We start from the raw sequence: 15,087 nt of genomic DNA, 5'->3' as shown, positions 1-15,087 counted from the left end.
CAATGACCAGCGAGTGCTTCCTCGATCGAGTTGTCCACAACCTCATATACTAAGTGATGGAGTCCTCGCGAATCTGTCGAACCAATATACATCCCAGGACGGAACCGGACAGCTTCTAGTCCTTCTAGAACCCGAATATTGCTGTCATCATAATCAGTAGTCATAACAATTAACTAGAATATTTGGTGTCAGATGCGAACATGTTAATAGTTATTTGTGGAGCGACTGCGACGGGAAAATCTGGGTTGGCGATCTCCATTGCACAACGTCTCAATTCGGTAATCATCAGTGCAGATTCACGTCAAATCTATCGAGAGTTTGATATTGCTACGGCAAAAGTATCTAGTACTGAGCTAGCTTTGACACCACATTATTTGGTTAGTACTTTTGATCCTAATTATACTGTAACGGTTTCTCAATATCAATCGCGGGCACAGATCTTAATCGATCGATTTCAACAGCAGGGGAAGATCCCGCTATTAGTTGGTGGTACGGGGCTGTATATCAAGTCTGTAGTCAAGGGAATGAAGATGCCCCGCGTCGCTGCAAATGAGGATTTACGATCGCAATTAACTAATCTCGGTCAGGTGCAATGCTACCAGATTTTACAACAAGTCGATCCTCAAGCCGCTAGTAAAATTTACGCCAACGATCCGAGACGCACAATTCGAGCTTTGGAGGTTTATTATGTCACGGGGCAGACTATTTCTAGTCAGCAGGGCGAATATCCACCAAGTTATCCAATTCTCCAGATTGGTTTGGATTGCGAGAATTTGGACATCCTCGCTCAACGCATTGAGCAACGCACACAGCAGATGATTGAATTGGGTTGGGAGAATGAAGTTAGATATTTAGGGGCTAAGTATGGGTGGGATTTACCATTACTAAAGACTTTAGGATATGCCCAAATGCAACAGTATTTAGAGGGTAAGATAAGTTTAGTAGAAGCGATCAATCTGACGACCTTACTCACTCGTCAATTTGCCAAACGTCAACGCACTTGGTTTAAAGCAATCCCAAATATTGAGTGGTTTGATAGCAACGATCCAATTTTACTCGATCGAGTCTGGACAAGAGTACAGGAATTTCGGGGTAATTAACAGCATGTCTATCTCCAAAGAATAATACAAAGCATGAAGCTGATGAATATACACAGCAGCATTGAATTAAACGCAGCATCACTGGCGTATGAATTTAGACAGGAGAGGTACCAAAGTTTATAAGTTTTTTTGATAATTTGATACTTGCCTAAGTAATAGTCAATTACAATTACTTCTCCTTTAGAACTATGTTGAGCAATATAAGCATTATTCCATTTCAAAGATTCTTGAATTGCATATATAGGTGGACAGTCTAGTTTTTTGACAGCAGAAGCATGATTAATTTTAAACCCTGGATATTCAGCTTGCAGCCTTTCTTTTAAATATTGTTCGTCGCATTCATAATCAAAACTTCTTGCCTGTTGTAATTTAGCCGATCCATAAGTATAAATCCAAGTATCTTTGTCTGAATCAATTCCACTCAGACTTTCTACTGCAAATCGGTCGAGAGACTTTTCATTCATATTTAATTTCTCTGTTTATCGATCGTCACAATTTCATTTTATCAGTTTGACTAACGATCGGGAGATGACAATGATAAAGATAGTGTTTGCTTGCCACTTGGTAGCATTTTTTTAATTAAGTCAATTGTGGGGGTGAGTCGTTGCGGAAAATCGTCGTAACATGTATCGTCAAATTTGTATGTCAATGACCGTAAAGATCGTCACACACTAGGGTGAAATGACGATGAGATAATGGTTTAGCTAAGATCGAAGTAACTAAGCCCCTCTTCACACTCATGGGAATAACGATCATGAACCAAAATTTGACGCTATTTGAGTCAGACTTCGCTAACAAGCCAGTTACAACACTAGCTGACTATATCTATCCAGCTATCCAAAAACAATATGTCACCATCCTGACGCTAGAAGCAGATGTGCTGGCTGATGATGATGTAGACGCAGTACATCAGATGCGGGTGAGTCTCCGCCGATTACGATCGCAAATTCAGGCATTTGGCTCAATTTTGGATATCCCCAAAGTGATGGGAGACAAATCGATCGGTAAAATTGCTAAAGTATTAGGGAAAGTTCGCGATTTGGATGTCTTACATGATACTTTCAAAACTTATCGAATAGATTTGCCAGATGCTGAAAAAATATATTTAGAAAAAGTAACTTCAACACTTATTAAACGCCGTCGCAAGGAGATTGCAAAAGTTAAATTAATGCTCAATGAGCGAGATTATCAATACTTTAAATTAGGTGTTAATAATTGGCTCAACAATCATCAATATCTGCCAACTGCACAAGTAGAAATCGGGTCAATTTTACCAGATCTACTATTACCAGTAGTTGGACAACTATTCCTTCATCCTGGCTTATGGAGTAATTTAGACTCGTCCCTAGATCAAAAGTTGGCAGTTTCTCAGTTATTAATTAGCCACGGGGACATCTTACACAATTTTCGCAAACAAGTTAAAGCTACCCGCTATCTGCTAGAAATGTTTGTCGATCGATACCCACCGCGCTATCTTGATTATCTGAGAGAGATTAAACAAGTCCATCAACTATTTGGCAATATTCAGGATAATATGGTACTGGATAAGTTTATTCACAAAGTTTTGGGCAAACAGGCACCAACTAAATTACCAACACTTTACGATCGAATCGCTCAAAATAATCAGCTCAATTGGCAGGCTTGGCAGCCAATTCAATATCGATACCAGCAGTCAGCAACTAGACAAGAATTTCAGCTATTACTGATTCAAGACTTGAATTTAGTTGAAAGTTGAAAGTTAGCTTTGTGCAAGCCACAGGGATTGGATCTGCTATTGTTAGATAATTTATATGGATAATTGCGATTTAGCTATTGATTACTCAAGTTTGGAATGGTTGGAATTACCGCCCCTGGATCCGGATACAATCTGGGCAATTGTTAATGAATCGATCTCCGATCTACAGGTAAATCAGACATTATGGCACTATTTGGGCTATCGATACAATCGAGTGGATCATAGCTGGGATCTCAGTCAAGTAGCTCCAGAGTGGCTGTCAGTTTACCCCACACCACCAGATTTTATCGCAAGTCGTCCGGCAACGGTCAAGCTGACTCGATCAATTCCCACAGAGCATAAGCAACTACTCAAGGAACAACTCGGTTTTAAGGGTTATAAGATTGGTGAATTTGGCCCGCGTCAAACCAGGCGGGCGACGGCGGCTAGTTGGTTGTTAAGCTATCTAGCCAGCACGGTATAGTAGTTTTGAGCATTTTATTCTAAGGAGACAATATGGCACGGGTAATGATCGTGGGTGCGGGTGGAGTCGGGAATGTTGTCGCACACAAATGCGCCGCACGAACTGAGTTTACAGATATTTTACTAGCAAGTCGGAGCGTTGATAAATGCGATCGAATTGCAGCGCGGATTAATTCACCAAAAGTCACGACAGCCGCTCTAGATGCGGATACTGTCGCGAATACAGTCAAACTGATTAAAGAGTTTCGTCCCGATCTCCTGATTAATGTGGCACTCCCTTATCAAGATTTGGTATTGATGGATGCTTGTCTGGAAACTGGCATTCACTATCTGGATACTGCTAATTATGAGCCGATCGATGTCGCCAAATTCGAGTATAGTTGGCAATGGAAATATCAAGATAGATTTAAAAATGCTGGATTGACAGCAATTCTCGGTTGTGGTTTCGATCCTGGCGTAACGGGTGTCTTTAGTGCCTACGCGCTCAAACATTACTTTGATGAAATCCACTATCTAGATATCATCGATTGCAACGACGGCAATCATGGTAAAGCATTTGCGACCAACTTTAATCCCGAAATTAACATTCGTGAAATCACCCAAGTCGGGCGATATTTTGAGAATGGTGAGTGGGTAGAAGTACCAGCATTATCGATTCATCGGCCGATTCCTTATCCCGAAATTGGCGATCGCGAATCATATTTACTCTATCATGAGGAACTAGAATCTTTAGTCAAAAATATCCCCACACTCAAACGAGCGCGGTTTTGGATGACGTTTTCTGAGAACTATATTACTCATCTGCGAGTATTAGAAAATATTGGGATGACACGTATCGATCCGATCGATTATGAAGGTCAACAAATTGTACCATTGAAATTCCTAAAAGCTCTTTTGCCGGAACCTGCTTCTCTCGCGACAAATTACACCGGACAAACATCGATTGGTTGTCATATAACTGGCATTAAAGATGGTGTAGAGAAAAAATATTATGTTTATAATAACTGTCAACATGCAGCCGCATATGCAGAAGTAGGAGCACAAGGAATTTCTTATACAACTGGTGTACCTGCTGTAATTGGTGCGCTGATGATTGTCAATGGAAATTGGCAGCAGCCCGGTGTATTCAATGTTGAAGAATGCAATCCAGATCCGTTTATGGAATTATTAGGTCCAATGGGATTACCTTGGCATGAAGTAATCGATGGCGTATCGCCATTTGCTAATTAATCATTCTTAGTACTCCAGCATCGTTATTTATCCCCCTAGCCCCCATTAGAAAAGGTTGGCTCTTACTCCCTCCCCTTTCCACGGGGAGGGCTGGGGTGGGGTGAAAATCTACAGCATTACCCTAATTCCTAAATTCCTTGAGTAAACATGTCCCAAAATAACGACGCAATTTTAGCAACCATTCCATCACCTTGTTTTGTATTAGAAGAACAATTGCTCGATCGAAATTTAGCGATATTCGATCGAGTCCAAAAATCAGCCCCAATTCGCGTTATGCTCGCGCTGAAAGGGTTTTCCCTCTTTCATAGCTTCCCCCAGATTCGCACTACCCTCAAGGGTGCTTCCGCTAGCTCCCTGTGGGAAGCACGACTAGCCGCAGAAGAATTTGGGACTGAAGTGCATGTATACTCGCCAGCTTATCGAGCTGAAGATCTGCCAGAGATTTTGCCCTATGCCTCTCACCTGACTTTCAATTCGATCGGTCAATGGGAACAATTTCGTCAACAGATTGCCGCTCATACGCCGAATAAACCGTCTGTAGGCTTGCGAATCAATCCCCAGTACTCACCAGTCAAAACCGCGCTCTACAATCCCTGTCAACCCTCTACCAGACTAGGGGTTTCAGCAGCACATCTGGGCGATACGTTGCCAGAGGGGATCGATGGATTTTTATCCCACAATTTATGTGAGAGCGACTCATTTGCCTTGGAAAAAACGATCGCCAATATCGAAAAACTATTTGGAAAGTTTTTACCACAACTCAAGTGGCTAAATTTCGGTGGAGGTCATTTGATGACGCGCAAAGATTATGATGTGAATCATGCGATCGAGGTGTTAAATGCTTTCCATCATCGCCATCCTCACATTCAACTACTGATGGAACCTGGTTCGGCAATTGCCTGGGAAACAGGATTTTTGATCGGTAAAGTATTAGATCTAATTCCCACCGACAATCTGGTAAATGTGATGTTAGATGTCTCATTTACCGCTCATATGCCCGACTGTTTAGAGATGCCTTACAAGCCAGCGATTCGCGGCGCACATGAGCCGGAAGCCGGAGACACAATTTATCGGATGGGTGGTTCTAGTTGTCTGGCTGGTGACTTTTTAGGTGACTATGCTTTCGAGCGGGAATTGGCGATCGGCGATCGGATTATTTTTGAAGATATGATGCATTATACAATGGTCAAAACTTCAACATTTAATGGTGTCGTTCATCCCGCGATCGGACGGATCGATAAAGATGGTAAGTTTGCGCTCTGGCGAGAGTTTGCCTATGAGGATTATCGAAATCGATTAGGTTGATGTTCAGGCATCCTCTCAGATACCCGACTTCTTGAAGAAGTCGGGTATCTATCCATTAATTCTACCAAAAATATCCCGATCTAATCCTCGTGCGCTGTTCGATCGGATCGTGTTCTAGGATATATTCGCGAGTAATTACAGCTTGCGCGCGCAGATTTGCAACCTCACTTTCGGCAATTTCAGTATCTGTAGATAACAGAATTACTTGTTGACTAGCTGTGGGAAAATAACGCTCGATCAGATTGGTACGGTGGGATGAATCTAATCTACCCAATGGTGTATCGATCGCAATCGGTAATTGTCGCCCAGATACTCGTGCTAACCCCCATAATAGTGCGATCGCGAGGAGTTGTTTTTCGCCTGCGGAAAGTCGATGTTTTGGTAATAATTTGCCCTCACGATCGTGGAGAGATAGCGTGAAGGTGCTACTATCGATCGTTACCCGTTGGACGAGTTCGGATTTGTGCAACAGGTAGCGAAAACATTCGGTGACTTCATTTTCAAGTCTATTAATCTTTTTGAGTGTAAGTTTGGCTTTAAAGATTTCTAGTGTGGCTTTGACTTTGGCGACAGACTCAATAATGTGCAGATCGTTTTTTAGTTTAATATTAGTTTCAGTATAAGTAGCTAATTCTTGCTTGGTTTTGGTAATAGTGCGAGCGAGATCTACATATCGACGTTCGTTGACAATTTTATCAGCTTTGAGTTGAGATACTAATTCGCGGGCGGTGGTTTCTTGATTTTTGAGGCGGGTATATTCTTCTGGCGATGCGGCTGTGGCAATTTGCCGATCGATAAAATCTAATTCTGCTTCGAGTTTGGTTAATTGAGTTTGTAATTCGCTGACTTGATTAATTTCGCGATCGAGATCTAATTTGAGGATATTATCTAACTGTTCGATCGCTTCTAAATCGGCATTCAACCAGGCGGGTGGATCTAATTTAGCATCTTGCTTTAAGCTTTGATTTTCAAGTTCTAAAAAGGCTTGAATATCGGTAAGGCGATCGGTTGATATCGATTGCTGCTGAAGATAATCGAGCAACCGAATATCGCGATCGACTAATAAATCGAGTGCAGCAATGGCTTGTTGATGGCGTAATTCGATCTCTGCTTGTGATCGCACTTGCGCGAGTAAAGGTGTAATTAAAGCTAAAGGTAAATTACCTGCGGCTATGCTGCCTAGCTCTGCTCGAAGCCGATCGATTTGAGTTTGAATAGCTTTCGATTCTAATTCTAATTCCTTGCCTTGTGCGGCAATTTTGCCCCCTTCTAGCACAAATTTATCGAAAGCTTGTTGCTCGCGATCGAGTGCAATTTCTAGTTTAGTATCGAGCTTGGCTACTTCGGCGGCTAATTCGGTAATTTCTGACTGTTGCTGCTCTACTCTAGCTTCAATTTCGTCGATCGCCTCTAATTGATTTTTTGTTGCAACATCTCGCCGTTTTCTACTTAGCAATACATCTAAATCTGTCGCTAGTCGTTCGGCTAATTCTAAACCTAGTAATGATTGAATTGCATCGAATACAGCTACAGGTGGTATTTCTTGCGCTGCTAATTCCTTTACCTGTTCGCCATCGAATAAAAATAGATTAGAAATTCCCAATGGCAGCAGATTTTCAATATATTCATCCCAAGTATTTAGTAAAGTCTTATCAGCCCAATCATTTACTAAGATGCCTAAAGTATCCTTACCATCTTTGGGGTTGCGTTCCCAATATCTAACGATCCGAATATCGCGCATGTCGCCATCTTCGGCGATCTGAAATGCTAATTCGATCCGCACTTTTTCGGCTGGTAATATTTGCTGACTGACACACTGCGTCAGGAAATCACCATAACTCAAATTTCCCCGCGTCGAACATTGAGCGCGCGCACCATATAAAGCCAAGCGAATGGCATCCATAATCGTCGTTTTACCGCCACCATTCATGCCCCCAATCAGAATAATCGGACGGCTATCTGCTGAGGTATCCGGTAGTAAATTAATTGTATTCTTACCGAGATAAGAACCGAAGTTTTCTAAAACCAGTTCGCGGAAGAGCATAGGGGACGGGGGGACTGGGGGACGGGGGGACTGGGGGACGGGGGGACGGGGAGACTGGGAGACTGGGAGACTGGGGGACTGGGAGACTGGGGGACAGATAAATTTTTAATTCAAAATCTTTCTTACTTCTTACTCCTTACTCCTTACTCCTCACTCCCATCTCCCATCTCATAACAGATCGGCTAAACTAATATCTCTTTCTAGCAGGCAGGCATGACCGCTAAGGGGTAGTAAAGTCGTTTTTGACTTAGCAAGGTGTTGTTGGAGAAAGCGCACCTCCATTACCGATGGGAGCAGCCTGTCGTGTTCCCCGGCAATTAGCTCTGTGGGGATATCGATAATTGCTGGCAACACCGAATTTATCTGAAACTGGCGTAATAACTTGAGTCGCCAAGCCGCAGTTTGCGGTCGAACTGAGAGCATTGCATCGACTAAATTTTGGCGATCTTCGGGGGTAACTCGATCGATATTAGTGAGAAAATTGGCGAGAATCCGCGCCGATAATGGATACATACTATCTGGCAACAGGCTAGAAAGCGCGCTGCCTTCAGTCAACCACGGCAACCGAACGAACGAAGAAGCCGGATTGATCAGCACTAATTTGTCAACTTGGGCGTTGAGCTTTCCGGCAACTTGCATCGCCCAACAAGCACCAAATGATTCGCCACAAAGGTACAGTTCTCGACCTTCGGTTAGTTCTGTGGTGATAAACTGGATCGATCGATCTACCAATCCATGCCAATCGGTACGGTCGTCGCTGGCAATTGCCAAACACCGCAGATCGAATCTAGCCGCTAATCGATCTATTTGTTTGTAAAATAACTTACCCGTTCCATCCATCCCCGGAAAGAATACAAATAATGGTAGATGTGGCTGCGCGGGTCGAGGTTGAAAAAAACTTAGGGGATGAAGCTGCATTATTTAGGCTGCGAGCAGGTCAGCAACTTGTTGTGATAGGGTGGCGGTGAGATCTTTTACTACTTTACCAGCTTGACGACCGTGGTAACCATCTCGGTACGGCGCGATCGAAAACGGCGTACCAATCCGAATTGTCGCCTGTTGATAGAGTACGGCTGGATGCCAGCCATCTTTGGTAAATAGTGGCTCTAAAGGGTCTAGATAATGTAACACGCTCAGTGGCACGGCTGGCCATTGAATTTCTGCTTGGGAACAAATTGCTACTGGCAAAATCTGTAAGTTGGGCACTTTTGCTTGCAGTGCTAGATGAGCAAAGCCGCGATAAAAAGCACACAACCCCTTCGGCGACGGCGTTGCCAGCATCGGAGCTGCACCTTCAGGAAAAATGCCGATCGTTTTACCCCGATCGAGTATTTGGGTAGAATGCTGGAGTAGATCCTTATACCAGTCATTATTACTCAACGGAAACCCGCCACAACTGAGCAACACTTCTCGCAAGACAGGGACGTTCCCCATATAGCGATGGCAGGCAAAGTTAATCGGCGTATTCAGAAAACTAGTCAGTATAAAGGGATCGAGGAAGCTACGGTGATTGCAGACAATTAGTAGTGGGCCACATTGAGGCAAGCGTTCGAGGTTTTGTACCTTAACATCAATCCCCAACCAACCGAATAGATCTTGAGCGATGGCGGTAGCATAGCCATCGAATGGGGCGATTGACTCCAATAAATTCATGCGGTTACTTGAAAGGGAGTGCGGTGCCACAGGGAGAGTTTAGATCTCCACCCATGTCGGTAATTATGTTTCGGTCTGAATCTAGAGGGATTAAAGGATTAATATTTTGCTAATACTTTTGATTTTAGCCATATTTTTCACGATCGGGTAGTTTTGGGAGATGGGAGTAAGGGACTGAGGTTGAATCCTAAAGCCTAAAACCTAATACCTAATACCTAATTAAAATCGGTCAACCATTTAGCTTGCTAAAAAATGAGGGGTCGATGCGGCGGAAGGTCAGACTAATGCGACCATCCATCACATTCGCTCTTTTGATAGCATGACTCCAAAATTCTTGAGTTTTTTGGCTCATATACATCAACGAACCATGCGGTAATAAATAATTTAGCCGTTGCTCGTAATCGGCTTTCGATCGAAAGGAAAGTTTTCGTTCGGTACCCAGCGAGATAATAATAATCTGAGTACCATCTTCCAAATTATCGATTTCATCGGAGTGGAACCCCATCTTATCGCGACCATCTTGATAATAGTTGACTAGACAACTATTTGGTTCAAATCCCAATGTTTCTTGGATCTGTTTGCATACAGGTTGCAGTAAAGAGTGCATCGGCTGGATTTCGTAGGTCAAACCAGAATAATTATAAGGCAATCCGAAGCAAGCAGTTTTACGCGCACTAATCCGTAGATCCCACTCAATGCGATCGCGTAATTGAGTATATAGTTTGGTTGCGGCTATTGGTGATAGATAGCTGGGGCAAATTGTAACTTCTGGCTCAGTCATTTTGACAGTAGAAAGTGGAAAGTGAGTAGTGAATGGTTAAAAGATATTCTAATCAGATCGGCAAGTTTCAAGGTGAGGACTCAGATCCCCGACTTCTCCAAGAAGTCGGGGATCTCGAAGGTACTACTATCGCACTCGATCGATCTCTGAGCATGTCTATTGTAATTTAGCTAAATCCAGATATTCAGAAATCGAATCTGCCAATTTGTCGAAAATTTCTTCGCGTTGACTGGCGTACTCTGGTACCTCCGTGGTGAGGGGCGATAGATGGCGGCGGGAGCGGATCTGATTGAGCCACTGTCTGCGCCATGTTCCATTATCGAAGATGCCATGTAAATATGTGCCCCAAAGCTGGAGTTTTCGATCGACAATCCCCAGACTTTCATCACTAAATAATTGCTCGTACTCATCGCTAGCAAGTCGATTCTCGTTCCGAGACGCTTCTGCTGAGGCAGAGGCTCCGCCAACGCGAACGGGGTGCCATTGGGTGGTACCTTGATGGATTTCGTATCCAGAAATTGCGATGCCGGGGTGGGGGTAATTGGTGGTAGCAGTGCGTTGGCTGGTAGTTTTGGTTTCGGAAATCTTGGTTTGGAGTGGGAATAGGTTCAAGCCAGGATATTCGCCCGGAATACCTTCGATGCCTGTCGGATCGTTAATGGTAGTACCGAGCATTTGGAAACCGCCACAAATCCCCATAATCGTACCGCCATTAGCCAGATAATCTGGTAGTACTGGGGCGATACCCGTTTGACGCAACCAATTGAGATCGGCAATTGTTGTTTTTGAGCCGGGTAAAATTACCGCATCGCAGCTATTTAGTTCGTCTTTAGTTGTAATATATTTAAGATTGACTGTTGGTTCGGCATCGATCGGATCGAAATCGGTAAAATTGGAAATGCGGGGAAATCTGATAACTCCAATTGTTAAATCGGCATTCGGTTTACGCGATCGCCGCTCTAATAAGTCTAACGAATCTTCAGATGGAAATACCTGGTCTAACATCGGAATTACCCCAATTACCGGAATCCCCGTTCGTTCCTCCAACCAAGTAATTCCCGACTCTAAGAGCGATCGCTGTCCCCGAAATTTATTAATAATAAAGCCTTTAATTAATGCGCGTTCCTCAGGTTCTAATAACTCTAAAGTCCCGACAATATGTGCGAATACCCCACCTCGATCGATATCGGCAACTAACACCGTATTTGCCTGTAAATAACTCGCCACGCGCATATTAGTCAAATCGCGATGTTTGAGATTAATTTCTGCCGGACTCCCCGCACCTTCACAGACAATATAATCGAATTCTAAGGCTAATTTATCCAAACAATCGGTAATTGCCGCCCACCCGCGATCGAAATAATCGCGATAATAATCCGCCGCCTGGACTCTCCCCACCGCCGTACCCATTAAAATTACCTGAGAAGTCATATCGCCCTGCGGCTTGAGCAGAATGGGATTCATCTCCACTCTCGGCTCGATTTTCGCCGCCCACGCCTGTACCGCCTGAGCGTGACCCATTTCTTTACCATCGGCGGTAATATAGGCATTCAGAGCCATATTCTGCCCCTTGAAAGGGGTGACGTTCCACCCTTGGCGTACCAACAGCCGACAGATCGCAGCGGTAATTAATGATTTGCCAGCGTGGGATGTGGTGCCCACAACCATAATAGATTTAGTCAATTTGGGGGAAGATGGGATGAGTACAGTTAGCTATTGTAAGCATAAATCGATTGAGATGGATCGTGAGATAATTCACCACCAACAACACGCATCTAGGCATCGGTTTTTTCGATCGCTAAGTCCAATCGATCGCTATCCCAAACCTGCTAAATTAAAATGGGCATATTACTCTACATCTACCAGTGGCTAAATTACCAGATCCAGTACTTACCAATATCTTTACCCTGCAACGCCGAATTATTGAATCGATCGATGCAACTACCACCTTAGCATTCAGACTATTCGCACAGTGGGGCGAAACCACCACAGCCTTATCAGAACTTGAAGAACTCCAAAATATACAAGAACGGCTGAGATCTAAGTATTCTCGACTGAACACCCTACTGTTAAAAGTTGCAGAGTCTCAACCAATCGCCTCAGCAGATATGTTAAATTTGTTATATCGGACGATTGAGGTAGCTGAAGCCACTTTAGATGCCAGTATTGCCAGTTTGCAAGAAATTCAACGGAATTGGAACTAATCATGAGTGAAGAATTTAGAATTCCCGATGCTGAAACTAGAGCTAAAAATCTGGCTAGTTTAAAAGCTGTCGTTCATCAATTAGATATTGTAAATTTGATGCTAGATGAAGCGATCGCATTAGTCGATCGAGATTTGCTCCAACAACGTCGAGCCAGATTATTATACAAATCTAACTACATCCCTACAGAAACAGTTGAGAACTAGTTGACGATCGGCTCTTCCACGCTGATGAGGGCAGCTAGATCGATTTGACATTATCCTTGACTTATGTCAGAATAATAGTACGTACGCTAAGTAATTAGCCAAATGAAATCTACATCAGTTAATAGTGTTTCGTTAACGTCTGGGCAAGCATTGAGGGCACCACACAGCACGGGTTACAGAATTAAGTTACTATCCCAGTTGCTGTATCGAAAATGTAGCGATCGATTAGAACCTTATGGGCTGACACCGTTTCACTGGTTGGTACTCTGTTGCTTGTGGCAAGAGGATGGAATGCCGACTTCTGATATCGGTGAGAAATTGCAGCAAGTAGGTGGTACTTTGACAGGAGTGCTAGATCGGATGGAGGAACGCGGCTTCGTCAGGCGGGAACGCGATCGTCAAGATCGGCGGATCTGTCGGATTTGGTTGACAGATGCGGGGATCGAACTAGAGCAGGTGTTACCGCAGGTAGTCGCCGACTTACATGAGGAGACTTGGGAAGGTGTTTGTACTGAAGATCGAGAGCGATTTTCACAAGTACTCAACCAAGCGATCGCCAATCTCAGCTAAGGATACCTCGATTATTTCCGGTAGGCGTAGCCAACGCTGCTCGAAATTCATCCGATCGACAGAAGTGTTAAATTCTTAATGCTGGCATAATAGTACGCACATGAAGTATTTAGCGATCGTTATATTGCCAAACTACCAGAGTTAACTGGTTAGTAATTTTGGTGAGATTGGTAAACAGCTATTTTTAATAAGAAAGAATGATGCAAAATACGATCGCAAATGAAGGACACAATGGAGCCGATCCGAATAAAATTATAGTCTCAGAACGAGAGTTGACTACCGATAGAATCGATTTTAAAGACCGGATTCTACCGACAACAGCGATACCAGAAGTCGAAACAGCATCAACATTAGATCGTCAGCCAAAACCGAAACAGAAAAAGCCGATCGCGCTAATTCTAGCAGGATTGGGGATTGGGGCGATCGCGGCTAGTGGATTTGGTTATCGATACTGGCAATTTATTTCCACTCACCAAACGACAGATAATGCCACAGTGGTTGGGCATGTCCACCAAATTAGTAGCAAAATTGGGGGCACCGTCGCCCAAGTATTAGTAACAGATAACCAGCAAGTTCAACCCGGACAATTGTTGGTAAAACTCGATCCTCAAGACTACGAAAATAAAGTTCAGCAAGCCCAAGCCGCACTAGAATCAGCCCGAAGACAGGCAAACGCCGCGCAGGCGGGTATCGCCCTAGCATCCCAAACGACTACCGGAAAAACGAGTCAAGCTCAAGGCGATGTCAGCACCGCGCAAGCCGGAATCGCCACCGCTCAAGCAGTCGTGCAAGAAGCCCGAACCGGAATTCCCGCCGCGCAAGCCGCCGTGCAAGAAGCCCAAGCAGGCATCCCGCTAGCTCAATCGCAAGTAGCCCAAGCCGATGCCAATGTGCAAAAAACGCAGGCTGACTTCAACCGCTACAGCAGTTTATACAAGCAAGGTGCGGTAGCTGGGCAACAATTAGATACAGCCAGAGCCGCTTATGCAGTCGCCCAAAGTCAAAAAAGTTCTGCCCTCCAGAGCGTGCAACAAGCGCAAGCTAGACTAGCCGCCGCCAAAGTCGGTGTCGCCCAAGCACAATCGAAACTAGCACAAGCCCAAGAAGGCATTACTAGTGCCAGAGCCAAACTCGCCGCATCGCGCGGGGGCTTGCAACAGGCTACAGCTAGCGGACAACAGACAGCAGTCAGCCGCAGCCAATATGCAGCAGCCCAATCTGCAATTGCTCAATCTCAAGCATCATTAAAAGATGCTCAGTTGCAGTTATCATATGTAAATATTACTGCTGCTACAGCGGGCAGAATCGGTCGCAAAAATGTCGAAGTTGGCAATCGGGTGCCAGCCGGATCGCCACTAATGGCGGTTGTAGATAATGATTATTGGGTAGTTGCGAATTTTAAGGAAACGCAATTAGATAAAATCAAGTCTAAACAGGTGGTGGAAGTTAAGTTAGATGCTTTCCCCAGCCATCCTTTTAAAGGTTATGTCGATAGTATTTCGCCAGCTTCTGGGGCGCAGTTTTCGCTATTACCACCCGATAATGCGACGGGTAATTTTACCAAAATCGTCCAACGAATTCCGGTCAAAATCAGATTAGATCCTCAAAGTATCAAGGGTTATGATACGCGGATTACCCCTGGGATGTCTGCTGAAGTAAGTGTTGAGATTCCGTAGCTAAGTAGCTGGGTATCAATATTTATTAAATAGAGATTGCCTGAAACCTATGTGGTGGGCACTGCCCACCCTACTAACTACGTTTTCAGTGGGTAGATCCCCCCTAACCCCCCTTAAAAAG

16 protein-coding genes are annotated in these 15,087 nt (G+C 44.1%); 9 read left to right on the top strand and 7 right to left on the bottom strand.

Annotation, left to right across the window (positions count from 1 at the left end; genetic code table 11):
* Positions 1-200 precede the first annotated feature (200 nt).
* Entirely contained in the window at positions 201-1,100 is a 900-nt protein-coding gene (gene miaA / locus Q0R35_RS09830; RefSeq protein WP_295616924.1) for a tRNA (adenosine(37)-N6)-dimethylallyltransferase MiaA, read from the top strand.
* Between the two features lie 8 nt (positions 1,101-1,108).
* On the opposite strand, the gene Q0R35_RS09825 is transcribed toward miaA, so the two are convergent.
* Positions 1,109-1,564 carry a hypothetical protein gene (locus Q0R35_RS09825; RefSeq protein ID WP_295616918.1) on the bottom strand — a complete coding sequence of 152 codons (456 nt, stop codon included), beginning with the start codon at positions 1,562-1,564 and terminating at the stop codon, positions 1,109-1,111.
* 50 nt (positions 1,565-1,614) lie between these two features.
* The gene (locus Q0R35_RS09820; protein ID WP_295616915.1) at positions 1,615-1,749 is read right to left on the bottom strand and encodes a hypothetical protein; all 135 of its coding nucleotides are present in this window, start codon (positions 1,747-1,749) and stop codon (positions 1,615-1,617) included.
* A gap of 105 nt (positions 1,750-1,854) precedes the next feature.
* On the opposite strand from Q0R35_RS09820, the gene Q0R35_RS09815 reads away from it, so the two are divergent.
* The 4 genes from Q0R35_RS09815 (at position 1,855) to nspC (ending at position 5,832) form a co-directional block, all read left to right on the top strand.
* Complete coding sequence (locus Q0R35_RS09815) at positions 1,855-2,835, top strand: CHAD domain-containing protein (RefSeq protein ID WP_295616912.1); 981 nt, start codon at positions 1,855-1,857, stop codon at positions 2,833-2,835.
* A 55-nt stretch (positions 2,836-2,890) separates the two neighbouring features.
* Positions 2,891-3,298, top strand: coding sequence for a DUF1823 family protein (locus tag Q0R35_RS09810; protein WP_295616909.1), 408 nt, complete (start codon positions 2,891-2,893; stop codon positions 3,296-3,298).
* A 32-nt stretch (positions 3,299-3,330) separates the two neighbouring features.
* Positions 3,331-4,527 carry a saccharopine dehydrogenase family protein gene (locus Q0R35_RS09805; protein ID WP_295616904.1) on the top strand — a complete coding sequence of 399 codons (1,197 nt, stop codon included), beginning with the start codon at positions 3,331-3,333 and terminating at the stop codon, positions 4,525-4,527.
* Between the two features lie 147 nt (positions 4,528-4,674).
* Positions 4,675-5,832 carry a carboxynorspermidine decarboxylase gene (gene nspC, locus Q0R35_RS09800; RefSeq protein WP_295616899.1) on the top strand — a complete coding sequence of 386 codons (1,158 nt, stop codon included), beginning with the start codon at positions 4,675-4,677 and terminating at the stop codon, positions 5,830-5,832.
* Between the two features lie 61 nt (positions 5,833-5,893).
* Here nspC and dndD read toward each other — a convergent pair whose 3' ends face one another.
* From dndD to cobQ, 5 genes are all read right to left on the bottom strand, one after another.
* The gene (dndD, locus tag Q0R35_RS09795) at positions 5,894-7,876 is read right to left on the bottom strand and encodes a DNA sulfur modification protein DndD (protein ID WP_295616896.1); all 1,983 of its coding nucleotides are present in this window, start codon (positions 7,874-7,876) and stop codon (positions 5,894-5,896) included.
* Between the two features lie 168 nt (positions 7,877-8,044).
* On the bottom strand, positions 8,045-8,794 hold the full coding sequence (locus tag Q0R35_RS09790) for an alpha/beta hydrolase (RefSeq protein ID WP_295616893.1): 750 nt from the start codon (positions 8,792-8,794) through the stop codon (positions 8,045-8,047).
* Positions 8,795-8,797: 3 nt separating this feature from the next.
* Positions 8,798-9,529, bottom strand: coding sequence for a 1-acyl-sn-glycerol-3-phosphate acyltransferase (locus tag Q0R35_RS09785; protein ID WP_295616890.1), 732 nt, complete (start codon positions 9,527-9,529; stop codon positions 8,798-8,800).
* Between the two features lie 229 nt (positions 9,530-9,758).
* Positions 9,759-10,310 (bottom strand): alpha-ketoglutarate-dependent dioxygenase AlkB, encoded by a 552-nt coding sequence (locus Q0R35_RS09780; RefSeq protein ID WP_295616886.1) that lies wholly within the window; start codon positions 10,308-10,310, stop codon positions 9,759-9,761.
* Positions 10,311-10,466: 156 nt separating this feature from the next.
* Positions 10,467-11,978 (bottom strand): cobyric acid synthase CobQ, encoded by a 1,512-nt coding sequence (cobQ, locus tag Q0R35_RS09775; RefSeq protein WP_295616921.1) that lies wholly within the window; start codon positions 11,976-11,978, stop codon positions 10,467-10,469.
* Between the two features lie 197 nt (positions 11,979-12,175).
* On the opposite strand from cobQ, the gene Q0R35_RS09770 reads away from it, so the two are divergent.
* The 4 genes from Q0R35_RS09770 to Q0R35_RS09755 all read left to right on the top strand — a co-directional run bounded on the left by Q0R35_RS09770 (position 12,176) and on the right by Q0R35_RS09755 (position 14,966).
* The gene (locus Q0R35_RS09770) at positions 12,176-12,514 is read left to right on the top strand and encodes a hypothetical protein (RefSeq protein ID WP_295616883.1); all 339 of its coding nucleotides are present in this window, start codon (positions 12,176-12,178) and stop codon (positions 12,512-12,514) included.
* A gap of 2 nt (positions 12,515-12,516) precedes the next feature.
* Complete coding sequence (locus Q0R35_RS09765; RefSeq protein ID WP_295616880.1) at positions 12,517-12,720, top strand: hypothetical protein; 204 nt, start codon at positions 12,517-12,519, stop codon at positions 12,718-12,720.
* Between the two features lie 102 nt (positions 12,721-12,822).
* Entirely contained in the window at positions 12,823-13,290 is a 468-nt protein-coding gene (locus Q0R35_RS09760; protein WP_295616877.1) for a MarR family transcriptional regulator, read from the top strand.
* 200 nt (positions 13,291-13,490) lie between these two features.
* On the top strand, positions 13,491-14,966 hold the full coding sequence (locus tag Q0R35_RS09755) for an HlyD family secretion protein (protein ID WP_295616874.1): 1,476 nt from the start codon (positions 13,491-13,493) through the stop codon (positions 14,964-14,966).
* Positions 14,967-15,087 lie beyond the last annotated feature (121 nt).

Origin of the sequence: Chamaesiphon sp. GL140_3_metabinner_50 (assembly GCF_025361915.1) — a bacterium.
Taxonomy (GTDB): Bacteria; Cyanobacteriota; Cyanobacteriia; order Cyanobacteriales; family Chamaesiphonaceae; genus Chamaesiphon.
The sequence above is the reverse complement of the archived record's forward strand: the minus strand, read 5'-3'. Positions and strand labels throughout refer to the sequence as shown.